Origin of the sequence: Rhodovulum strictum (assembly GCF_009649175.1) — a bacterium.
Lineage (GTDB): Bacteria > Pseudomonadota > Alphaproteobacteria > Rhodobacterales > Rhodobacteraceae > Rhodovulum > Rhodovulum strictum.
The window spans coordinates 73,087-94,614 of sequence record NZ_WJPO01000009.1; the positions used below are offsets into that span (position 1 = coordinate 73,087).

Here is a 21,528-nt window from a genome sequence, read left to right on the forward strand (position 1 = left end):
TTACTTCACCGGGCAGGCGTTGTCGGTCATGTAGTCATGCACGGCCAGATCGCCCGAGACGATCCGCGCCTTGGCCTCCTCGACCGCGGCGATCATCTCGGCGCTCACCAGATCCTTGTTGTGCTCGTCCAGCGCATAGCCCACGCCGTCTTCGGCAAGGCCGAGGACGAAATAGCCGGTTTCCAGATCGGCCCCCGCGGTGAATGCCTCGTAGACCGCCAGATCGACCCGCTTGATCATCGAGGTCAGCACCTGACCGGGATGCAGGTGGTTCTGGTTGCTGTCCACGCCGATCGACAGGATCCCCTGATCGGCCGCGGTCTGAAGCACGCCCACCCCGGTCGAGCCCGCGGCGGCATAGATCACGTCGGCCCCCTGCGCGATCTGCGCGCGGGCCAGTTCGCCGCCCTTGACCGGATCGGCCCAGGCGGCGGGCGTGGTACCGGTCATGTTCTGGATCACGGTCGCGTCCGGGTTCACCGCCTTGACCCCCTGGGCATAGCCGCAGGCGAATTTGCGGATCAGCGGAATGTCCATGCCGCCGACAAAGCCCACAGTGCCGGATTTCGAGGCCATGGCGGCCATCATGCCCACCAGATAGCTGCCCTCATGCTCGGAATACTCGATGGCGCGCACATTCGGGGCATCGACGCGGGTATCGATGATCTGGAATGTCGTGTCGGGATAATCGGCCGCAACCTCCTCCAGCACCGAGCCGAAGGCAAAGCCCGCCATCACGATCGGGTTCAGACCGGCCTCGGCAAAGCGGCGCAGGGCCTGCTGGCGCTGGGCCTCGGATTGCAGTTCGATCTCGCGATAGCTGCCGCCGGTCTCGGCCTTCCAGCGTTCCGCCCCGTTGAAGGCCGCCTCGTTGAACGACTTGTCGAACTTGCCGCCCAGATCATAGATCAGCGCCGGTTCGGCCAGCGCAGCCCCCGCGCACAGGGCCAGCGCAGCGGTCGCGCCAAGGGCTTTATGAAACAGCGTCATCGAAATCACTCCCGGTTGGTTGGCGGACAGGGCAGGGGGCCGCATTGACCTGATTTAGCGACGAGCCCCGACAGGGCGTCAACCGGTTTCTGGCCTCAGCTCTCCAGCGCCCGGGTCAGGATCAGTGCGTCGATGCGGCTGCCATCGGGGGCGGTGCAATAGCCCGGCCTGCGGCCTGCCTCGGCATAGCCCGCCGCCTGATAGAGGGCGCGCGCGGCCGCATTGTCCAGCGCGACCTCCAGAAAGGCATGGCTCGCCCCGCGCGCCTGCGCCTCGGCTTCGAACCGGGCGATCAGGCTGCGGCCAAGACCCCGGCGCCGGGCCTCGGGAGGGACCGCAATCGTCAGCAATTCTGCCTCGCCCGCGATGGCACGGCCCAGGGCGAAACCTGACTCCTCCGTCACCAGAAAGACACCGGGGCCGGGCAGCAGCGCCGCGAATTCGGCCGCCGACCAGGGTCGGGGATGAGTGAAGCACAGCGCATGCAGCGCTGCCAGCGCCTCGGGCGTCACGGCAGGATCACCGGCGGGGGATCGGCGGGGGGCGCGGCATCGGCGGGCCGCAGGTAAAGCGGCGCGGGCCGGGGCAGGTTCTGGCCCAGCCGCGCGGCGGCGATCCGCGCGATCCGGGGCGCGATGCCGTCGAAACCGCCCGGCCCGATCCGCCGCGCCCCCGGCGGCAGCGCATCCGCGATATCCTCGGGCGCAACCTGGCGGGGTGGGGCCAGCGCCGTGCCATCGGCCAGCGGCTGAAGATAGACCGTCCCGCGCGGACCGGGCAGCGCCACCAGCACCGGCCCCGCCTCGCCCTCGGCCATCGCCTCGAAGCCCGAAACCCCGACCGCAGGCACCGAAAGCCCCAGCGCCAGCCCGCGCGCGGCCGCAACGGCAATACGGATCCCGGTGAAATTGCCCGGACCGATGCCAACCCCGATCCCATCCAGCGCGTCCCAGCCCAGCCCGGCCTCGGCCAGCACCCCTTGCAGCAGCGGCATCAGCCGCTCGGCCTGCCCCCGACCCATTTCCTCGTGCCGCTCGGCGACGATCCGGCCCGTGCAGAGCAAAGCGGCCGCGCAATGCGCGGCCGATGTGTCGAAGGCCAGGACCGTGGGGGCGTCCATCACACCTCTTCGGTGACCGGGCGCACCTCGGTAACCTCGGGGATATAGTGACGCAGCAGGTTCTCGATGCCCATTTTAAGCGTCAGCGTCGAGGACGGGCAACCCGCACAGGCGCCCTGCATGTGCAGATAGACCACCCCCCGCTCGAAGCCGTGAAAGGTGATGTCGCCACCATCCTGGGCTACCGCAGGACGCACGCGGGTATCGAGCAACTGCTTGATCTGGTTCACGATATCGGCATCCGGTCCGTCATGCGCGGCATGCGCCTCGGCCGCCGCGCCGATGATCGCGGGCTGGCCCGACTGGACATGCTCCATGATCGCGCCCAGGATCGCGGGCTTGATGTGGTCCCACTCGACCCCGTCCGTCTTGGTCACGGTGACGAAATCAAGCCCCATGAACACGGCGCGCACGCCCGCGACCGAGAAGATGCGCCGCGCCAGCGGCGAGCGGTCGGCCCCCTCGGCCTCGGGCGAGGGGAAATCGGCGGTTCCCGCCTCAAGCACGGCCTGACCGGGCAGGAATTTCAGCGTGGCCGGGTTCGGGGTGGATTCGGTCTGGATGAACATGAAAACGGTCCTCGGATCAGAGGTGGGATATGCGCTCGCTCGGGCGCTGTGTCAAGTTTGCAACGATTCCAGAGGCTCAGCACACCGCCTCCAGCCCCTCCTTCGACAGTCCGCCGGGAACGATGGTCATCGGCACCGGCAGCATGCCCGCGCTTTTCGTCAGTTGCGTCACCAGGGGCCCCGGCCCCTTCTTGTCGGTGCCCGCACCCAGTACCAGAACGCCGATCCGGGGATCGTCGCGGATCTGGGCCAGGATCTCGGGCACCGGCTCGCCCTCGCGGATCACCAGTTCCGGATCGACCCCCTGCCGGTCACGCATCCACTTGGCAAAGACCTCGAAATGCGCCTCGATCCGCTCACGCGCCTCCTCGCGCATGATCTCGCCCACACCGATCCAGTGATTGTATTCCTCGGGCGGGATCACCGACAGGATCTGCACCCCGCCCCCGGTCCGCGCCGCGCGCAACGCGGCAAAGCGCATCGCGTTCAGGCATTCGCGCGTGTCGTCGAGGATCACGAGGAACTTGCGCATCCGCGCCCTCCAGGGAAATCGCGCCCCAGAATGACCGAGCCGCGCCGCGCTGGCAATCCCGCGCAACCGCACCGGCGCCGCCCCCGAATACCTCCGGATTTCTTCTTGGTCAAAATACCCCCGCCGGAGGCGCGCGGCCGCAAGGCCGCGCCACCCCCAACCCCGGACAAGCGGGGCTTCAGCGCCCCGCGCCGGCCGGGGGCGGGAGTGCCCCCTCAGCCGCCCGAATGCGCCCAGTCCCAGTAAAGCTCGCGCACCTTCTGGGTCATCGGCCCGGGCTGGTACTGCACATCGTCGAACGCCCTGACCGGCGTCACCTTCATCATGTTTCCCGACAGGAACACCTCGTCGGCCGCGCGCACATCGTCAAAGCCCAGCACCGTTTCATGCACCGCGATCCCCGCGGCGCGCAGATTGGCAATATGCCGCGCCCTCGTGATGCCCGCCAGGAAGGTGCCGTTCGGGATCGGCGTCAGAACCTGGCCACCCTTCACGATGAACACGTTGGCCGTGGCTGTCTCGGCGACATTGCCCAGCGCGTCCGCCACCAGCGCATTGCCGAACCCCTTGGCGCGTGCCTCGGCCAGCATCCGCGCATTGTTGGGATAAAGACAGCCCGCCTTGGCATTGACCACCGCGCAGTCCAGCGTGGGCCGGCGGAACCGCGTCGTGGTCAGCGTCGTGGCGCTGCCCGGGGCCGCCATCGCGATTTCCTCCAGGCTGATCGCAAAGCCCGTCGCACCCGGCTTCGGCACGATCCCCAGGAAATCGCCGTCAAGCGCCCAGTACATCGGCCGGATATAGACCGCGGCATCCTCCGGATAGGTCTTCAGCCCCTCCCAGATCAGGTCATGCATCTGCTGCGCACTGAGCGTCGGCGTGATCATCAGCGCCTCGGCCGAGCGGTTCACCCGTTCGCAATGCGCCATCAGGTCGGGGGCGATCCCCTCGAAATAGCGCGCGCCATCGAACACGGTCGTCCCCAGCCAACTGCCATGGTCGGCCGCGCGCATTACCGCCAGGTCCGAGCGGTGCCAGCTGCCCTCGAAATAGGTGCGGATGTTGTTGCCGGTTGCCATGTCTGACCCCTTTCCTGAACCAGGGCGCAGCCTAGACCCGGCCTGCGGGGGCGTCCAGACCGGAAGGCAGACACCCCCGGCGGGGCGGCCGGGGGCGCCGTACCGCGCGGGCCAGGGCAGGGACCGCGCGACAAGAACCCGGGACAGGCGCGGGCGGATCGGGTGCGCCGGACTTGGGGAATCGGGCCCCGGGGAACCGGATGGGTGACCGGTCGCGCCCATCCTCCACCGGCCGCGAGTCGTCCGCATGTCGGGCCGGTATCGGTTTCGTGAAACTGGCGCTGCGCTATCCGCCCATCGGGCTGCACAGCTCGACCAGACAGCCGTTCGGGTCGGTCACATAGGCCGTGGTCTGCCCCCAGGGCTCGTCGCGCGGCGCCTGCACCAGCCGCGCCCCCGCGGCCAGCGCGCGCTCCACCGCCCCGGCGACATCCCCGGTCTCGAAGGCGATCTCGAAGACCGGCGCGGCGGGATCGGGCTGGCCGGGATGTTTGCCAAGCTCGGTCATCAGCCGCACCGAGGAAAAAGCCAGCTTCGTCTCGCCCGTCGCAAGCTCGCCATACTCGCCGCTTTCATGCAGGAAGCCCGTCGTCATGCCGAATGCGCGCCCGTAGAAATCCAGCGTCGCGGCAACGTCGGGCACGTAGAGGATCGTGTAGCGAAAGCGCATCGGCAGCCCCCTTTGGGTAGTCTGCCATGGCGACGGGGCGTTGTCCCGTACGAATCGCCGCGGATCAGCCTTGGGCGGCGCAGCGCAGGCGACGCAGCAACGCTGAGACGAGTGCCTGGCCAAAGAGCCCGAGCAGGGATGCAAGCAACCCGGCCAGCGCTGCCAAGAGGTGCGCCACGGCGTCAGTGATCTGCACGGCAAGGCGCAGAAGGCGCGACTTGCCCAGCACCTCCAGCCCGGCGATGCTACGTGCGGGCGCGGCCTCGGCGATGGTCGCAAGGCGGCGCAGGTCGCCTGCATCCTCGGCCGCGCCAAGCAGGTGCAGCGTGCCCGCGAGCCCGACCGCGGTCTTCATGCGCCCGCCATCCTCCAGCAGATCAAGCGCCGGCCGAAGCCGCTCGGGTCGCATCAATGCCTTCAGGTCCGCGGCGCTGCGCGCGTCTGGCAGGCGCTGCCAGTCAAGGCCATCCCGGGCGGCGTCCGCAAATGTTTGCGTGAGCCTTGCCGGCAGGCGCCCCATTCCATGGGCAAGTTTCGCCACGCCCGCGCCCAGCTTGACCGCGCTGCTGCTGCCTCCGGTCGCCGGCACCAGCACGGCCGCCGAAAGACCCAGGGCCGAAAGCAGAACGTCGACGCGGTCAACCGCATCCCCGCGCAGGTAGGCAACGCCCTCGCGCGCCAGGGACTGCACGTCGCCCACAGGCGACAACTGGACCGCCGCCCCGCAGAGCAGCGCGGCGGACAACTCGCAGTCGGCCACATTGCGGCCGCAGCGCAAGCAGGCCCCGGCCATCCTCAGCGTGCCGTTATCGGCGTTGCGCAGGCTTGCGCGCCGGGTCTCCAGTTCCGGCGGCAGCGCCACGTCCTGCCGCGCCAGTTCCTCGGCCACGGCGTCGATCGCCAGCCAGTTGCGCGGGGTCTCGTCCAGAAGCGCATCGAGCCGTGCGATCATGCGCCCGTCACCGGCGGCCCGGGCCAGTTGCCGAACCAGCCCCGCCTCGATCCGCGCGGCCCCGGCGTCGATCACGGCGCTGCCCGGCCAGCCGGCCGCGAGCCGCCAGCCCGACCAGAGGAAAAGCGCAAGCGAAAGGGCGAGCAGCAGCGTCAGGATGGCCCGCGCCGCCCGCCGCATGGGTCTAGGCGCCCCGGGCGCCCACCATGCCCACAATCTCGTAGCTGCGCTTCAGGATCGGCGCCGCGATCTCGTTCGCGCGCTCGGCGCCCGCGGCAAGGATGCGGTCGATCTCGGCCGGATCCTGCATCAGCCGCGCCATCTCGGCGGTGATCGGCGCCAGCCGTGCCACCGCCAGATCGGCAAGCGACGGCTTGAAGCTGCCGAATTGCTGGCCGCCATGTTCCGCGATCACCTGTTCGGGCGTCAGTTCCGCAAGGGCGGCGTAGATGTTGACCAGATTGCGCGCCTCGGGCCGTCCCTCCAGTCCCTCCGGCGTCTCGGGCAGGGGCTCGGGATCGGTCTTGGCCTTGCGGATCTTCTTCGCGATGGTGTCCGCGTCATCGGTCAGGTTGATCCGGCTCATGTCCGAGGGGTCGGATTTCGACATCTTCCTCGTGCCGTCGCGCAAGGACATCACCCGCGTCGCCGCGCCCTCGATCACGGGTTCGGGCAGCGGAAAGAACTCCACCCCGAAATCGTTGTTGAACTTGGCCGCGATGTCGCGGGTCAGTTCCACATGCTGTTTCTGGTCCTCGCCCACCGGCACATGGGTCGCGTGATAGACAAGGATATCGGCCGCCATCAGCGCCGGATAGGCAAAGAGCCCCAGCGACACGTTCTCGGAATTCTTGCCCGCCTTGTCCTTGAACTGGGTCATGCGCTGCATCCAGCCCAGTCGCGCGACGCAGTTGAAGAGCCAGGCCAGTTGCGCATGGGCAGGCACCTGCGACTGGTTGAACAGGATCGAGCGGGCGGGGTCGATCCCGCTGGCGATGAAGCCCGCGGCAAGCTCGCGCGTGGCATGGGTCAGCTTCTCGGGATCCTGCCAGACGGTGATCGCGTGCATGTCGACGATGCAATAGACCGTCTCGATGCCGCCTTGGTCCTGGGTCTCGACAAAGCGCTTGAGCGCGCCGAGATAGTTGCCCAGCGTCAGCCCGCCCGAGGGCTGGATGCCGGAAAAGACGCGCGGTGTGTGGACCACCTCGGCCATGGGGTCATCTCCGTCTGGAATTTGTTGCCTCGCTCGCTTACCCATGCGGGGCAACACCGTCAACCGAGGCCCGTGCCGCATGTCCCCCGATCCGAACGCCCATCCGCTGAATCCGCTGCCCGCGGTGATCTGGCTTCTGGTTCTGCCGGTCATCGCGATGGAGGCGGTCCTGAGCCTTGGGGCGCGCGGCATCCTGGGCGGGCCCGAGGCCGTGGGCTGGCGGCTGGCGGCGTTTCAGGATTATGCCTTCTCGGGGCAGGTGCTTGACTGGATGCTGGCCGAGGGCCGCTTTCCGCCGCAGCATCTGATGCGCTTCGTGACCTATCCCTTCGTGCATGGGGGCGTGACGCATGCTGTCTTTGTCGTCGTCTTCATCCTGGCGCTGGGCAAGATGGTGGCCGAGATCTTCCGGCCCTGGGCGGTGCTGGCGGTGTTCTTCTGCTCGGCGATCATGGGGGCGCTGGCCTATGGCCTGCTGCTGGACGATCCTGCGCCGCTGGTGGGTGGTTTTCCGGCGGTCTACGGGCTGATCGGGGCCTTCACCTTCCTTCTGTGGGTGCGGCTGGCCGGGACCGGGACGAACCAGTATCGCGCGTTCTCGCTGATCGGGGTTCTGTTGGGCATCCAGCTTGTGTTCGGCCTGTTGTTCGGCGGCAGCAATGACTGGCTGGCCGATCTTGCAGGGTTCGGCACCGGCTTCCTGATGTCCTTTGTCGTCAGCCCGGGCGGCTGGGGCCGGGTGCGGGCACGGATCCGTCACCGCTGACGGCTGAGCGCGCGGCGGAACTCGGACAGGCGGAACGCGCCCAGCAGGTGGCCCGCGCCGAAATAGGCGACCATCCCGATCCCCACCAGCCCGGCCAGAGCGGCATAGCGGATCCGGCCCGCCTCCAGCCAGGGCGCCAGCGCCGAGGCCGCGGCCCAGAGCACCACCCCCATCAGCGCCGAGGCCGCGAGGATACGCCAGATCCGCGCCCGGAACCGGCTGTCCAGCGTCGCTGCCGCGCCATAGCGGCGTGACCCGGCCCAGAGCAGCCCGACCATCGCCCAGCCCGCCAGCGTGGTGCCCCAGGCCGCCGCGATATAGCCGATGAAGGGGGCAAGACCGATGGCAAGCCCCGCATTCACGACCAGCGCCCAGAGCGCGTAATAGAACGGCCGCCGCGTATCCTCGCGCGCGAAGAACAGCGGTTGCAGAACCTTCTGCATCACGAAGGCGGGCAGGCCCGCGCCATAGACCGCCACCGCCAGCGCCGTGGCTGCGGCGTCGGCGGCATCGAAGGCGCCGCGCTGGAACAGTACGCCGACGATCGCGCCGGGAATGACGGCCAGCGCCACCGCCGCCGGGACGGTCAGCGCCAGCGCCATCTCGCCCGCGCGGTTGAACGCATCGCGCCCGCCATTGGTATCCTCGGCCCGCAACCGGCGCGACAGGTCGGGCAGCAGCACCACGCCGATGGCGATGCCCACGACGCCCAGCGGCAACTGGTACAGCCGGTCGGCATAGGAAAGCCACGCCACCGCACCTTCGAAGAAACTGGCAACCTGACGGCCGATCAGCAGGTTCACCTGCACCACGCCGCCCGCCAGCGCAGCGGGTGCGGCGATGATCGCCAGCCGCTTCAGCTCGGGCGTCATCCTGGGCCGCCGGATGGTCAGCCGGAACCCCGCGCGCGAGGCTGCGACCCAGACCAGCGCAAGCTGCGCGATCCCCGCGACCGGCACGGTCCAAGCCAGCGTGTCGCCGATGGGCCAGCCGATCCGATGCGCCGCCACCATCGCCAGAACGAAGAGCAGGTTCAGCAGCACCGGCGCGGCGGCAGCGGCGACAAAGCGCCCGGTGGCGTTCAGCACGCCGGACAACAGCGCGGCGAGCGAGATGAACAGGATATAGGGAAAGGCGATGCGGCCATAGAGAACGGCCATGTCGAACCGCTCGTCCGCGACAAAGCCCCCTGCCATCGCCAGCACCAGAAACGGCATCGCCACTTGGGCGATCAGGGTCAGGACGATCAGGATGGTGGCCAGCCCGGTACAGGCATCGCGGGCAAAATCCAGCGCGTCGTCGCCCCCTTCCAGCTTTTTCGCGAACATCGGTACGAAGGCCATGTTGAACGCGCCTTCGGCAAAGAAGCGGCGGAACATGTTGGGCAGGGAAAAGGCGATCAGGAACGCCTCGGCCACCGGCCCCGCGCCCAGATAGGCCGCGATCAGGATGTCGCGCACGAAGCCGACGATACGGCTGACAAAGGTCCAGACGCCGACCGTCACGAAACCTTTCACTAGTCGGATCGGCTGCATCAGGCGCTGGCCCGTTGCGCGCCCCGCTCGATCGCGGCGCGCAGCTTCTTCTCAAGCGATTCCTGGCGCGCGCGGGCATGCAGCTTCAGCCCGAAGCTGTCCTTGACATAGAAGTTGTCGACCACCTGCGCGCCGAAGGTCGCGATCACGGCCGAGGCGATGTACACGTTGCTATCGGCCAGCACGCGGGTCAGGTCATATAGCAGGCCCGGTCGGTCGCGGGTGTCGACCTCGATGATCGTGTAGATCTCGGACCCCTCGTTGTCGAAGGTGATCGAGGTCGGGAAACGGAAGCTCTGTTCGCGCTTTTTCAGCTTGTCGCGGTCGGCAAGCTTTTCGCGCGGCCGGATCTCGCCCGCCAGCGTCTTCTCGATCATCTGGCGCAGGCGGGGCAGGCGGGCGCCCTCGTAGGGGGTACCCTCGGAATCCTGCACCCAGAACACGGCGGTCGCATAGCCGTCCTTGGTGGTATAGGTGCGCGCGTCGACCACATTGGCGCCGACCAGCGCCAGCGCGCCCGCCAGCCGCGAGAAGATGCCCGGATGGTCCGCCAGCGCGAAACAGACGCGAGTGGCGTCGTGGTCGGCATCCTCGGCCAGGTCGATGCGGATCTCGTCATCGCCCAGATCGCGCAGCAGCCGGGCAAAGATCGCATGCGTGCCGCCGGGCAGGCCGGTCCAGTAGGGCGGGTAGTGGCGGGCGGTCTCGGCGCGCAGATCCTTCTTGTCCCAGTCGGTCAGCGCCTCGCGCAGCGCGCGCTTGGCGTGGTCCTCGCGGGTGCGCCGGTTGACGGCCTCCAGCCCCTTTTCCAGCGCCGTCGCGGTTTCGCGGTAAAGCTGGCGGATCAGCTGCGCCTTCCAGTTGTTCCAGGTTCCGGGGCCGACGCCGATGATGTCGCAGACCGTCAGCACCGTCAGCAGGTCCAGCCGCTTGCGGGTCTGCACCGCCTTGGCGAAATCGCGCACCGTGCGCGGGTCCGACAGGTCGCGCTTCTGCGCCATGTCGGACATCAGCAGGTGATAGCGCACCAGCCATTCGACGGTTTCGCATTCCTCGGGTTTCAGCCCCAGCCGCGGCGCCACCTTGCGCGCGATCTGGGCGCCCAGCACCGAATGATCCTCGGGCCGCCCCTTGCCGATATCGTGCAGCAGCAGCGCGGCATAGATCACCCGCCGGTTCACCCCCTCCTTGAGGATGCGCGACGCGATGGGCAGTTCCTCGACCAGTTCGCCGCGTTCGATCTGCGCCAGCGTCGAGATGCACTGGATGATGTGCTCGTCCACCGTGTAATGGTGGTAGAGGTTGAACTGCATCATCGCCACGATGGGCTCGAATTCGGGGATGAAGGCGGCCAGCGCGCCCAGTTCGTTCATCCGCCGCAGCGCTCGTTCGGGATTGCCGTGCTTGAGCATCAGGTCAAGGAAGATGCGCTGCGCCTCGGGATCGGCGCGCAGGCTGTCGTCGATCAGGTGCAGGTTCGCCTTGACCAGCCGCATCGCATCCGGGTGCAGCAGCGTGCCCGCCTTCAGCGCCTCCTCGAAGATGCGCAGAAGGTTCATCTTGTCGGCCAGGAAGGTCGCGGGATCGGCCACGTTCATCCGGTTCTGGGCGATCTCGTAGCCCTCGGGCATCTTGCGGCGGCGCCGGAACAGGCCCAGAAGCCGCGGCTCGCTCTTGACATGCGCGGCTTCCAGCTTGGTCAGGAAGATCCGGGTCAGATCGCCCACCGTGGTCGCGTGGCGGAAATAATGCTGCATGAAATGCTCGACCGCGCGCCGCCCGCCGTGATCGGCAAAGCCCATGCGCGCGGCGACCTCGACCTGAAGATCGAATGTCAACTGGTCCATCGCCCGGTCGGTAATCAGGTGCAGGTGGCAGCGCACCGCCCAGAGGAAGCGCTCGGCGTTCACGAAGCCGCGGAACTCCTCTTCGGTGAAGAAGCCCAGCCCGACCAGACGCGAGGCGCGGTCGGCGCGATAGATGTATTTCGCGATCCAGTAGAGCGATTGCATGTCGCGCAGACCGCCCTTGCCCTCCTTGACGTTGGGTTCCAGGACATAGCGCTGCCCGCCCTGCTTGCGGTGGCGCTCCGACCGCTCGGCCAGCTTGGCCTCGATGAAATCGCCCTCGGTGCCGTCGAACAGGTCGCGCCAGAGCGCATCGTTCAATTCGCGATCCAGCGGTGCATGCCCCGCGAGAAAGCGGTTTTCCAGCAGCGCGGTGCGGATCGTGTAATCCTCGCGCCCCAGCCGCACGCAATCCTTCACCGTGCGCGAGGCATGGCCGACCTTCAGCCGCAGATCCCACAGCATGTAGAGCATCGATTCGATGACGCTCTCGGCCCAGGGGGTGATCTTCCAGGGCGTCAGGAACAGCAGATCGACATCTGAGTGCGGCGCCATCTCGCCCCGGCCGTAGCCGCCGACGGCAAACACGGCCAGCCGCTCGCCCTCGGTCGGGTTTGGCTTGGGATGCAGGTGGGTGCGGGCGATCTCCAGCGTCGCTCGCACAAGGCAATCGGTCAGCCAGGTATAGGCGCGCACGGTGGGGCCCGCGTCGAAGGGCCGTTCGGCAAAGGCGGCGGCGATGGCCGCGCGGCCGCGGATGCGGGCCTCGCGCAGGTGGCGCACCATCGCATCGCGCAGCGCGCGGGGCTCGGCGCCCTCGGCCCCGAGCCGGGCGAGTTCCGCGGCAAAGGCAGCCCTGTCGAATATCTGGTTCGCCGGACAGATCAGGCTGTCCGGCGCCGGGTCTTCGGCTGTGGTCGGGGCGTTACCCGGTCTGGCGGGCCTATGATCCGGCGCCGGCGAAGCTTCTGGGGGCGGGGTCAATCACGATCACCTGGTTGTTCCGGATTTCGGCGACCGCCAGCCCACGTTCGTTGGTGCCATCGGGTCGCAGGCGGAATACACCGTTCACCCCGGCAAATCCAGAGGGCTGGGTCAGCGCCCGGACGGTCAGCGCATCCGAACTGCCCTGACGCACGAGCGCCCCGATTGCCGCGATGCCGTCATAGGCCAGCCCCGCGGTCGGATGGGCAGGCTCGCCATAGGCGGCCATGTAGCGGGACTCGAAACGGCGGGTCAGATCGGGGTCGGGCAGCGCGAACCAGCCCCCCTGCAAGCCCGGCAGCGCCAGAGTCGAGGGCGGAATGTCCCAGCGCGTCAGGCCGATGAATTTCACGCTGGCCGGATCGACGCGGTTCTCGGGCAGAAGCTGCGCCAGCAAGGGCAGCGCGCCCGCGGTTGCCGCGGTGAAGAACACCGCATCCGCCCCGGCCCCCCGCGTGCGTGCGGCAAGCGTCGGGATCGCCTGGACCACCCCGTTCTGCGACAGTTCATAGGTGCCGGTGCCCGCAACCCGCCCACCGCTGCGGGCCACCGCCTGCTCGATCGCCGAGCGCCCGGCCTGGCCCGCGACATCGGGATCGTGGATCACCATGAAACTGCGCCGTCCCTGCGCGACGGCATGGCTGGCCAGCCGGTTCGCGCTGTTCTCGAAGGTCGGGCCCAGCACGAAGACATTGCCGCCCGCGATCTGGGTATTGTTCGAGAAACTCAGCACGTTGACCCCGCGCGGCGCCACGGCAAGGCCAACGGCATTGGCGGATTCGGCGTAAAGCGGGCCAAGGATGATCTTGGCGCCATCCGCCACTGCCTGCTGTGCCGCGGCTGCTGCCCGGTCGGGCCGCCCGGCGGTGGGATACACGCGAAGGTCGATCTCGACCCCCTGCAAATCGGCAATGGCCAGCCGTGCGGCATTTTCCAGATTGCGCGCGATCACCTGATCGCCCGCCGAGGCCGAGCCGCGCGGCACCAGGAGCGCCACCGGCACCGCCTGGCGTGTGTTGATGCTGGGCCCGGTGCCCACGACAGAGGTCGGCTGGCAGGCGGCCACCAGCACCAGCGCGGCCATCAGCAAGGCCAACCGCTTGCCTGCGGTACGGAAAACGGCGAACATGGGCACTTCCTCGCAACGTCTTTCGGGTCGGGGCGAGCCTAAGCGGATCGGCCGCCCAAGTAAACGTCAGACAAAACCCAGAGGCCCGGCCTGGACATCCAGCACATATCCCTGCCCCCCGGCATCCATTTCGTCGCCACCCCCATCGGGGCGGCGCGCGACATTACCTTGAGGGCGCTCGACATCCTGGCCTCGGCCGATGTCATCGCAGCCGAGGACACCCGCACCGCGCGCCACCTGATGCAGATCCACGGCATCGCGCTGGGCGACCGGCTGCTGATCGCCTATCACGACCATTCCGCGCCGGGCGTGCGCGACAAGCTGATCGCGATGGCCGCCGCCGGCAAGTCGGTCGCCTGCGTCAGCGAGGCAGGCACCCCGATGGTGGCAGATCCGGGCTATCCGCTGGCCCGCGACGCCATTGCGGCGGGCGTCCCGGTCCATACCGCGCCGGGGCCATCGGCGATGCTGGCGGCGCTGACAGTGGCGGGGCTGCCCAGCGACCGGGTGCTGTTCGTGGGCTTTCCGCCGCCCCAAGCCGCAGCGCGGCGCGCACTTTTCGACGAGATCGGCGGGATCGCGGCGACACTGGTGTTTTACGAATCGCCCCGGCGTGTTAGGAGAACATTAAGGGAACTTTCGGATGCTCTGGGAGAGATGCGCCCGGCGGCGGTGTGCCGGGAACTGACCAAACGCTTCGAGGAAGTGACACGCGGCACGCTGGGCGAACTGGCCGCGGCCTTCGAAGGGCGCGAGGTGAAAGGCGAGATCGTGGTGGTCGTGGGCCGGGGCATGCGCGCGGCTGCGGCGCTCGAGGACATGGAGGCGGCGTTGCGGGCGGCACTGGCGCGCGGATCGGTCAAGGATGCGGTTGCCGAAGTGGCGGCCGCACTGGATCTGCCGCGCCGCGACGTCTATCGCGCAGCGCTGCGGCTGGAGGGCAAGGAATGAGCGGGACGGTCGGATTTCATGCGGGGCTTGCAGCCGAGGACAGCGTTGCGCGCGGCTACGAACGGCGCGGGCTGGCGATTGCCGCCCGGCGCTGGCGCGGCCGGGCGGGCGAGATCGACCTGATCGCGCGCGAAGGGGACGAGGTGATCTTTGTCGAGGTCAAGCAAAGCAGCAGCTTTGCCCGCGCTGCCGAACGGGTCTCGCCCCGGCAGGCCCGCCGGATCATGGCCGCCGCACAGGAATTCCTTGATGGCGAGCCCCGCGGCCAGCTGACCGATATCCGGTTCGACGTGGCACTGGTCGATGCCATGGGCCGGATCGAGATCCTCGAGAACGCCTTCGCCGCCTGAGCGGCGTTGCAAAGCCCTTTCCGCTCGGCCATGAAGGGCCGAAACGGGGAGGGTTCCGATGCCGCTCAAGGTTGCCATCCAGATGGACCCGATCGGGTCCATCGACATTGCCGCCGACACCACGTTCCGTATCGCCGAGGAAGCACAGGCGCGCGGGCACAGCCTGTTCTACTACACGCCCGACCGGCTTTTCTGGAATGACGGGCGGGTGATGGCGCGGGGCTGGCCGCTGGAACTGCGCCGGGTGGTGGGTGACCATTACGCGCTGGGCGCCGAGCAGGAGGTCGATCTGGGCGATTACGATGTCGTCTGGCTGCGCCAGGATCCGCCCTTCGACATGGGCTACATCACCACCACACATCTGCTGGAACATCTGACGCCGAAGACGCTGGTGCTGAACGATCCGTTCTGGGTGCGCAACTTCCCCGAAAAACTGCTGGTGCTGAAATTTCCCGCACTGATCCCGCCGACGATCATTGCCCGCGATCTGGCCACCTTGCGCGCCTTCAAGGCCGAACATGGCGACATCATCCTGAAACCGCTTTACGGCAATGGCGGCGCGGGCATCTTCCGGCTGGAGCATGGCGACCGCAACCTTGCCTCGCTGCATGAGCTGTTCACCGGCATGAGCCGCGAGCCGCTGATCGCGCAGAAATTCCTGCCTGCGGTCGAGAAGGGCGACAAGCGGGTGATCCTGATCGACGGCGAGCCGGTGGGGGCAATCAACCGCGTGCCCGCCGAGGGCGAGACGCGCTCGAACCTGCATGCGGGCGGGCGGGCAGAGCGGGCGGCACTGTCGGCGCGCGATCTGGAAATCTGTGCTGCCATCGGGCCGACGCTGCGCGAGCACGGACAGATGTTCGTGGGAATCGACGTGATCGGCGACTGGCTGACCGAGATCAACGTCACCTCGCCCACCGGCTTGCAGGAGCTTGAACGCTTCGACGCGCGCAACCTAGCGGCCGGGCTGTGGGAGCGGATCGAGGCGAAGCGCGCCTGACACGCGGCCCCGGGGCGGATCTGTACGGCCTGTTGCCAACGAAACCCGGGCTTGTACGCGTACGTGCGTTGCGAACCCTGGGCTTTGGCATAGGTCGGTCTGCATGATCCGGCGCGCGAGGACGCGTGGCCGGCTGCACGGAGAATTCAGGATGAATCGCGACTACATGAAATGCACCGGGACCACCGGTGCAACCGGGTTCGGCATAGGCGAGGGCCGGGTGGCCCGAACGGCAGAGGTCATTCCCCTGCATGGCCGGGGCTATGCGGCCCCGATCGAGCCCGACGAGGCGGCGCTGCACGCCCTCGACCGGCTGCTGGGGCTGCTCGACGAGACGATTGCCCTGGTGGGCCTGTCCGACAATCCCGCCGCGCAATACCATTTCGATCAGTTCGCCCTGGAGGCCGTGCGCCTTTTTGCCGATGTGACCGCCCGGTGCGGCGCGTCCTCGACCCGGCGCTGACCCCGGCCGATCTGTCATATTGCTGCATCGCGCCTGGCCAAGCTAGTCTTGGCCAGATTGGTTTGCCGAGTTTGCGCGATGCCCCAGATGCCCGGCTCTCAGGCTCTGTCCTCCCCGGAAGATGTGGGTTCGGCCGCTGTCGGCTCTGGCATCGGCGAACAGGTCGAGCGGCTTCTGCGCGCCGGTGTTCTTGAACAGGGGTCGCGGCGGCATCGGTTGCTGGACTACCTGATCGCGCACAATCTTTCGACAGCGCCGGGCACGAAGCTCAAGGAATATGCGATTGCGGTCGATGTGCTGGGCCGTACCTCCGGGTTCGACCCGGCGACGGATGGCATCGTGCGTGTCGAGATCGCCCGCCTGCGCAAGGCGCTGGACGCCTATTTCGACGGGCAGGGCCGGGGTGATCCGCTGGCGCTGCGGATCCCCAAGGGACAGTACGAAATCGAGGTGGTATGCCGGTCACCGCCGCAGCAGGGGCATTCGCGTCCCGCGTCCGGTCGGTTGCGGCGGGTTGCCACGGGGCTGGTGGCGCTGGCCGTGGCCGGTGCCGTCCTGTTTGCGGTGGTTTCGCCCCCTGAACAGATCACGCCGGGGCCGGGCTATCCGCTGGTTCGGCTCGAACCCATCGAGGATCGCCGTCCCAATACCCTGGGGCCCTATCCCGCCGCCGGGATTGCCGGTTTTCTGGCAAACGAGTTGTCGCATTACCGCAGCCTGCGCGTGACCTCGCCGGGTATCGCGGGGTTCGAGAACGGGCGCTCTCCGGATTTCCTGATCGGTGCCACGCTCCAACCCGGGGCAGAAGGCCCCCTGTTGAGCCTGAATCTGATGCGCGGGGGCGACCGGAGCATCCTTTGGTCCACCCGTCTTGCGCTGGGCGGGAATGGCAGCCAGGGCGCCGAGGCGTTGCAGGACAAGCTTGACAGGCTGGTTGTGCAGATCGGCGGCCCCTTGGGCGTGATCGAGTCCGAGGCGCGGGCGCGGCTCAGGGAAAGCCGCCTCGATTGGCATGAGGGCAGCGTCACCGAGTTCCAGTGCTACCTGATGTGGCAAAGCTACGATCTTACCAAGGATGCGGGCGACCGGCGCCGCGCCCGCGACTGCCTGAGGCGCCTGACGGACGCGGGCAGCGGGGTAGGCCAGATCTGGGCGGCGGCGGCGTTCATGCAGTTTCTCGACTGGGTCGAGGCCGGCGCGGCCCAGACGCCCGCCATGCTCGACGCCGCGCTCAGGGCCGCGAACCGGGCAGTCTTGCTCGATCCCAACGGGTCCAACGGATACGAGACGCTGGGTTCGATCATGACCGCGCTGGGCCGGTTCGACGAGGCATCGGCGGCGCTTGAGCGGGCGGCGTATTTCAATCCCTCGCATCCCGAGATCCGGGTCCGGCGGGGCTGGCTTTTCTGTCTGACCGGAGATTGGGACAAGGGCGTGGAATTGCTGCGCGGGGTTGTGGCGGAATGGCCGGTGGTGCCGGGATGGTACCGCATCCCGCTTGCCCTTGATGCGTTCCAGCGCGGGGACCAGGCGGGCTTTGCCACAGAGGCACGGCGCATCGTCGAAAGCGGCGATCCCCGCGGGCTCGTGCTGGCACTGGCTGCGGCGCGCCTGAGCGGTGACCTGCGCGAGGCCGCGCGGACGGACGCCCGGCTGGAGGAGCAGGGCAAGACCGTCGCGCGGGCGCTCGAGGAGATTGCGATGGTGTTTCCCGACCCGCCGATCATCGCGGCCCTGGCCGGGATTCTGGACGTCGTCGGTCCCGGCTGAGCAGGCCGCTTGCCGCCCCGGTTCAGGCGTCGGCCACCGACAGCCGGAAGCTGACTGCCTCGGCCACATGGGGCCGGGCGACGGTGGCGGCACCATCCAGATCGGCAATCGTGCGCGCGACCCGCAAGACCCGGTGATAGCCCCGCGCCGACAGCCCGAAGCGTTCCGCCACCCGCGCCAGCAGGGCGCGGCCCTCGGCGTCGGGCGCCGCGATTTCCTCAAGCAGGGCACCCTCGGCCTCGGAATTGACGCGGATGCCGTGATGCCCGTCAAAGCGGGCGGCCTGCGCGGCGCGCGCCTCGGCGACGCGGGCCGCGACCGTGGCCGAGCGTTCGCCGGTGGCGGGCAGGTCCAGATCGGCCCAGGCCACCGGTGGCACCTCGACGCGCAGATCGAACCGGTCCATCAGCGGCCCCGAGATGCGGCCCAGATAATCCTCGCCGCAGGCGGGCACCCGGGCGCAGGCGCGGGCCGGATCGGCCAGGTAGCCGCATTTGCAGGGGTTCGCCGCCGCAACGAGCAGGAAGCGGCAGGGATAGCGCATATGGGCATTGGCGCGGGCGACCACGACTTCGCCCGTCTCGATCGGCTGGCGCAGGGTTTCCAGCACGGCGCGGGGAAATTCGGGGAACTCGTCCATGAACAGTACGCCGTTATGCGCCAGGCTGATCTCGCCCGGCTTGGCGCCACGCCCGCCACCGACGATGGCGGCCATCGACGCGGTGTGGTGTGGCTCGCGGAACGGGCGGTGGCGCGAGATGCCGCCCTCGTCCAGCAGCCCGGCCAGCGAGTGGATCATCGAGGTTTCCAGCGCCTCGACCGGTGACAGGGGCGGCAGGATGCCCGGCATCCGCGCGGCCAGCATCGATTTGCCCGAACCGGGTGCGCCGACCATCAGCATGTGATGGCGCCCCGCGGCGGCGATTTCGAGGGCGCGCTTGGCCCGTTCCTGCCCCTTGACGTCGGACAGGTCGCGCGCGGCGGGACCGTCCGCGACCTCGCCCGGCTCGGCCGGGGCCAGCGGCGCCTGTCCGGTGAAATGGCGCACCACGGCCGCCAGATCGGGCGCGGCCAGAACCTGCGTGCCGCCGACCCAGGCGGCCTCGGCCCCGCAGGCGCGCGGGCAAAGCAGCGCGCGGTCCTCCTCGGCGGCGGCCATCGCGGCGGGCAGCGCGCCCAGCACCGGCACCAGGCGGCCGTCCAGCGACAACTCGCCCAGCGCGACGCAGCCCTCGGCCGCATCGCGTGGGATCACGTCAAGCGCGGCCAGCAGCGCCACCGCGATCGGCAGGTCGAAATGCGAGCCTTCCTTGGGCAGGTCGGCGGGCGAAAGGTTCACCGTGATCCGTTTCGAGGGCAGCGCCACCCCCATCGATACTAGGGCCGCGCGCAACCGGTCGCGCGCCTCGCTCACCGCCTTGTCGGGCAGTCCGACGACCGAAAAGGCCGGCAGGCCGGGCGCGACCGCGCATTGAACCTCGACGATCCGGGCCTCGACGCCCTCGAAGGCCACGGTGAAGGCCCGCGCAACCATTCTGTGCTCCCGCGCTCAGGAATGGTTAACGGCTACGCCCGCTTGGTTACCGAAGGGTTAATTTCCACCGCTGCCCATGAGAAATCTGCCAGCCTGCGGTTTTGCCGCGGCCCGGGCGGGCGGCTCGGATCTGCCCAAGCCTTGTGCAGAATGGCCCGGCGGGGCCGGATCTCACACAATCGTGTGTGCGCCTGCACACACTTTCTGCGGGATTGTTTTGAGCCATTCGAGATTGCGTGTGATCCAATGCGCGTTGAGCATCGTAAACAAAAGCAAAACGATCTGGGAACCGGATACGAAACATCATGACCGGGGGGTTACCGATGGCTCTGGATGGATATGACACCTCCGCGATGTCGCGCAAGGCGATGAAGGCGGAACTCTTGGATGCCGAGACCGAGTTGAAGCTGGCCTATGCTTGGCGCGACGAGCGTGACGAGGCCGCGCTTCACCGGCTGATCACCGCCTATATGCGGCTGGCGATCTCGATGGCGGCCAAGTTCCGCCGCTACGGCGCGCCGATGAACGACCTGATCCAGGAGGCGAGCCTTGGCCTGATGAAGGCGGCGGACAAGTTCGACCCGGACCGCGGCGTGCGCTTTTCGACCTATGCGGTGTGGTGGATCAAGGCGTCGATCCAGGACTATGTGATGCGCAACTGGTCGATGGTGCGCACCGGGTCCACCTCCAGTCAGAAATCGCTGTTCTTCAACATGCGCCGCGTCCAGGCCCGGCTAGAGCGCGAGGCGGCCGGGCGGGGCGAGACGCTGGACCGTCACCAGTTGCGCCAGATGATCGCGACCGAGGTGGGCGTGCCGCTGGCCGATGTCGAGATGATGGAGGGGCGGCTTTCGGGCTCGGACTTCTCGCTGAACGCCACGCAATCGAGCGACGAGGACGGCCGCGAGTGGATCGAGACGCTGGAGGATGACGCGGCGCAGGCGGCCGATATCGTGGAAACGGGACGCGACCGCGCCCAGTTGCGCGGCTGGCTGGTCAATGCCCTGTCCGAACTGAACGAGCGCGAGCGGTTCATCGTGCAGGAACGCAAGCTGCGCGACGAGCCGCGCACGCTGGAAAGCCTGGGCAACGAACTGGGCCTGTCCAAGGAGCGGGTGCGCCAGCTCGAGGCCGCGGCCTTCGGCAAGATGCGCAAGAGCCTTGAAGCCCGCGCGCCAGAGGTGCAACACTTCCTGGTGTGAGACAGGTTTTCCTTTCCAGCGCCCTTGCGCTTGTCACCACCACAGCCGCCGGGGCCGAGCAGATCGCCCCGGCGGCCTTGTCGCAATTGCCCCCCGCCGATGTGGTGATCCTGGGCGAGACCCATGACAACCCCTGGCATCATGCCAATCAGGCCGCGGCGGTGGCGGCCTTGCAGCCCGCGGCGCTGGTCTTCGAGATGCTGACGCCCGAACAGGCGGCATTGGTCACCCCCGATCTGCGCGGCGATGCGGCCGCCCTTGGCGCGGCGCTGGGCTGGGCAGAGTCGGGCTGGCCCGATTTCGCGATGTATCACCCGATCTTCACCGCCGCGCCCGAGGCCGCCATCCATGGCGCCGCGCTGCCGCGCGACGAGGTGCGCCGCGCCGTGTCCGAGGGGGCGGCGGCGGTTTTCGGGGCCGCTGCGGCGGCTTACGGTCTGGACGATGCGCTGCCCCCCGAGGAACAGGCCTCGCGCGAGGCCGAGCAGATGGAGGCGCATTGCAACGCGATGCCCGCCGCCCTGATGCCCGGCATGGTCGAGGCGCAGCGGCTGCGCGATGCCGCGCTAGCCCGGGCCACGCAACAGGCGCTGTCCGAAACCGGCGGGCCGGTCGCGGTCATCACCGGCAACGGGCATGCACGCACCGATTGGGGCATGGTCCAGCCGCTTGCCCGCGTCGCGCCCGACGCACGCATGCTTGCCATCGGCCAGTTCGAGGCCGCGCCGTCAGACCCTCCGCCCTTCGATCTGTGGCTGGTCACCGAACCGGCCGAGCGGCCCGATCCCTGCGCGGTCTTCCGCGGCGAGTAAGCTTGTCTCGCCCCCGGGGGCGACCTAGACATGGGCCATGGTTGCAGCAGGGGCGGG

The 21,528-nt window shown here is 68.4% G+C and carries 21 protein-coding genes; 8 read left to right on the forward strand and 13 right to left on the reverse strand.

What is annotated here, in order from left to right; translation table 11 throughout:
• The 9 genes from GH815_RS08005 to trpS form a co-directional block, all read right to left on the reverse strand.
• Entirely contained in the window at positions 1-990 is a 990-nt protein-coding gene (locus tag GH815_RS08005; protein ID WP_153748242.1) for a BMP family lipoprotein, read from the reverse strand.
• Between the two features lie 95 nt (positions 991-1,085).
• On the reverse strand, positions 1,086-1,502 hold the full coding sequence (locus GH815_RS08010; RefSeq protein ID WP_343030717.1) for a GNAT family N-acetyltransferase: 417 nt from the start codon (positions 1,500-1,502) through the stop codon (positions 1,086-1,088).
• A complete protein-coding gene (gene tsaB / locus GH815_RS08015) occupies positions 1,499-2,113 on the reverse strand; it encodes a tRNA (adenosine(37)-N6)-threonylcarbamoyltransferase complex dimerization subunit type 1 TsaB (RefSeq protein ID WP_343030719.1) in 615 nt (204 codons plus the stop codon). Before tsaB ends, GH815_RS08010 begins: the two co-directional genes overlap by 4 nt.
• A complete protein-coding gene (locus GH815_RS08020) occupies positions 2,110-2,679 on the reverse strand; it encodes a NifU family protein (protein WP_153748244.1) in 570 nt (189 codons plus the stop codon). Before GH815_RS08020 ends, tsaB begins: the two co-directional genes overlap by 4 nt.
• A 76-nt stretch (positions 2,680-2,755) precedes the next feature.
• The gene (locus tag GH815_RS08025; RefSeq protein WP_153748245.1) at positions 2,756-3,211 is read right to left on the reverse strand and encodes a universal stress protein; all 456 of its coding nucleotides are present in this window, start codon (positions 3,209-3,211) and stop codon (positions 2,756-2,758) included.
• Between the two features lie 215 nt (positions 3,212-3,426).
• The gene (locus GH815_RS08030) at positions 3,427-4,290 is read right to left on the reverse strand and encodes a branched-chain amino acid aminotransferase (RefSeq protein ID WP_153748246.1); all 864 of its coding nucleotides are present in this window, start codon (positions 4,288-4,290) and stop codon (positions 3,427-3,429) included.
• A 286-nt stretch (positions 4,291-4,576) separates the two neighbouring features.
• Complete coding sequence (locus tag GH815_RS08035; RefSeq protein ID WP_153748247.1) at positions 4,577-4,960, reverse strand: VOC family protein; 384 nt, start codon at positions 4,958-4,960, stop codon at positions 4,577-4,579.
• A 64-nt stretch (positions 4,961-5,024) separates the two neighbouring features.
• Complete coding sequence (locus GH815_RS08040) at positions 5,025-6,092, reverse strand: hypothetical protein (protein WP_153748248.1); 1,068 nt, start codon at positions 6,090-6,092, stop codon at positions 5,025-5,027.
• Positions 6,093-6,096: 4 nt separating this feature from the next.
• On the reverse strand, positions 6,097-7,128 hold the full coding sequence (trpS, locus tag GH815_RS08045; protein ID WP_153748249.1) for a tryptophan--tRNA ligase: 1,032 nt from the start codon (positions 7,126-7,128) through the stop codon (positions 6,097-6,099).
• Positions 7,129-7,207: 79 nt separating this feature from the next.
• Here trpS and GH815_RS08050 point away from each other — a divergent pair, with 79 nt between their 5' ends.
• Positions 7,208-7,894 carry a rhomboid family intramembrane serine protease gene (locus tag GH815_RS08050; RefSeq protein ID WP_153748250.1) on the forward strand — a complete coding sequence of 229 codons (687 nt, stop codon included), beginning with the start codon at positions 7,208-7,210 and terminating at the stop codon, positions 7,892-7,894.
• On the opposite strand, the gene murJ is transcribed toward GH815_RS08050, so the two are convergent.
• Genes murJ through GH815_RS08065 form a run of 3 tightly spaced genes read right to left on the reverse strand, consistent with a single transcriptional unit; the run spans position 7,885 to position 13,389 of the window.
• Complete coding sequence (murJ, locus tag GH815_RS08055; protein ID WP_153748251.1) at positions 7,885-9,429, reverse strand: murein biosynthesis integral membrane protein MurJ; 1,545 nt, start codon at positions 9,427-9,429, stop codon at positions 7,885-7,887. The genes GH815_RS08050 and murJ overlap by 10 nt on opposite strands.
• A complete protein-coding gene (locus tag GH815_RS08060) occupies positions 9,429-12,260 on the reverse strand; it encodes a [protein-PII] uridylyltransferase (RefSeq protein WP_153748252.1) in 2,832 nt (943 codons plus the stop codon). Before GH815_RS08060 ends, murJ begins: the two co-directional genes overlap by 1 nt.
• The gene (locus GH815_RS08065; RefSeq protein WP_153748253.1) at positions 12,220-13,389 is read right to left on the reverse strand and encodes a penicillin-binding protein activator; all 1,170 of its coding nucleotides are present in this window, start codon (positions 13,387-13,389) and stop codon (positions 12,220-12,222) included. The genes GH815_RS08060 and GH815_RS08065 overlap by 41 nt, the downstream gene beginning before the upstream one ends.
• A gap of 90 nt (positions 13,390-13,479) precedes the next feature.
• On the opposite strand from GH815_RS08065, the gene rsmI reads away from it, so the two are divergent.
• The 5 genes from rsmI (at position 13,480) to GH815_RS08090 (ending at position 17,923) form a co-directional block, all read left to right on the forward strand.
• Entirely contained in the window at positions 13,480-14,340 is an 861-nt protein-coding gene (gene rsmI / locus GH815_RS08070; RefSeq protein ID WP_153748254.1) for a 16S rRNA (cytidine(1402)-2'-O)-methyltransferase, read from the forward strand.
• Positions 14,337-14,690, forward strand: a complete 354-nt coding sequence (locus GH815_RS08075) for a YraN family protein (protein WP_153748255.1) — start codon at positions 14,337-14,339, stop codon at positions 14,688-14,690. The genes rsmI and GH815_RS08075 overlap by 4 nt, the downstream gene beginning before the upstream one ends.
• 58 nt (positions 14,691-14,748) lie before the next feature.
• A complete protein-coding gene (gene gshB / locus GH815_RS08080; protein ID WP_153748256.1) occupies positions 14,749-15,690 on the forward strand; it encodes a glutathione synthase in 942 nt (313 codons plus the stop codon).
• Between the two features lie 151 nt (positions 15,691-15,841).
• Positions 15,842-16,153, forward strand: a complete 312-nt coding sequence (locus GH815_RS08085) for a hypothetical protein (protein ID WP_153748257.1) — start codon at positions 15,842-15,844, stop codon at positions 16,151-16,153.
• Positions 16,154-16,231: 78 nt separating this feature from the next.
• Complete coding sequence (locus GH815_RS08090) at positions 16,232-17,923, forward strand: tetratricopeptide repeat protein (protein WP_153748258.1); 1,692 nt, start codon at positions 16,232-16,234, stop codon at positions 17,921-17,923.
• Between the two features lie 22 nt (positions 17,924-17,945).
• On the opposite strand, the gene GH815_RS08095 is transcribed toward GH815_RS08090, so the two are convergent.
• Positions 17,946-19,457, reverse strand: a complete 1,512-nt coding sequence (locus tag GH815_RS08095) for a YifB family Mg chelatase-like AAA ATPase (RefSeq protein WP_153748259.1) — start codon at positions 19,455-19,457, stop codon at positions 17,946-17,948.
• A 323-nt stretch (positions 19,458-19,780) separates the two neighbouring features.
• Here GH815_RS08095 and GH815_RS08100 point away from each other — a divergent pair, with 323 nt between their 5' ends.
• Both GH815_RS08100 and GH815_RS08105 read left to right on the forward strand, forming a co-directional pair.
• Positions 19,781-20,659 carry an RNA polymerase factor sigma-32 gene (locus tag GH815_RS08100; RefSeq protein ID WP_153748260.1) on the forward strand — a complete coding sequence of 293 codons (879 nt, stop codon included), beginning with the start codon at positions 19,781-19,783 and terminating at the stop codon, positions 20,657-20,659.
• On the forward strand, positions 20,656-21,471 hold the full coding sequence (locus GH815_RS08105; RefSeq protein WP_343030720.1) for a ChaN family lipoprotein: 816 nt from the start codon (positions 20,656-20,658) through the stop codon (positions 21,469-21,471). The genes GH815_RS08100 and GH815_RS08105 overlap by 4 nt, the downstream gene beginning before the upstream one ends.
• Positions 21,472-21,528: the final 57 nt, after the last annotated feature.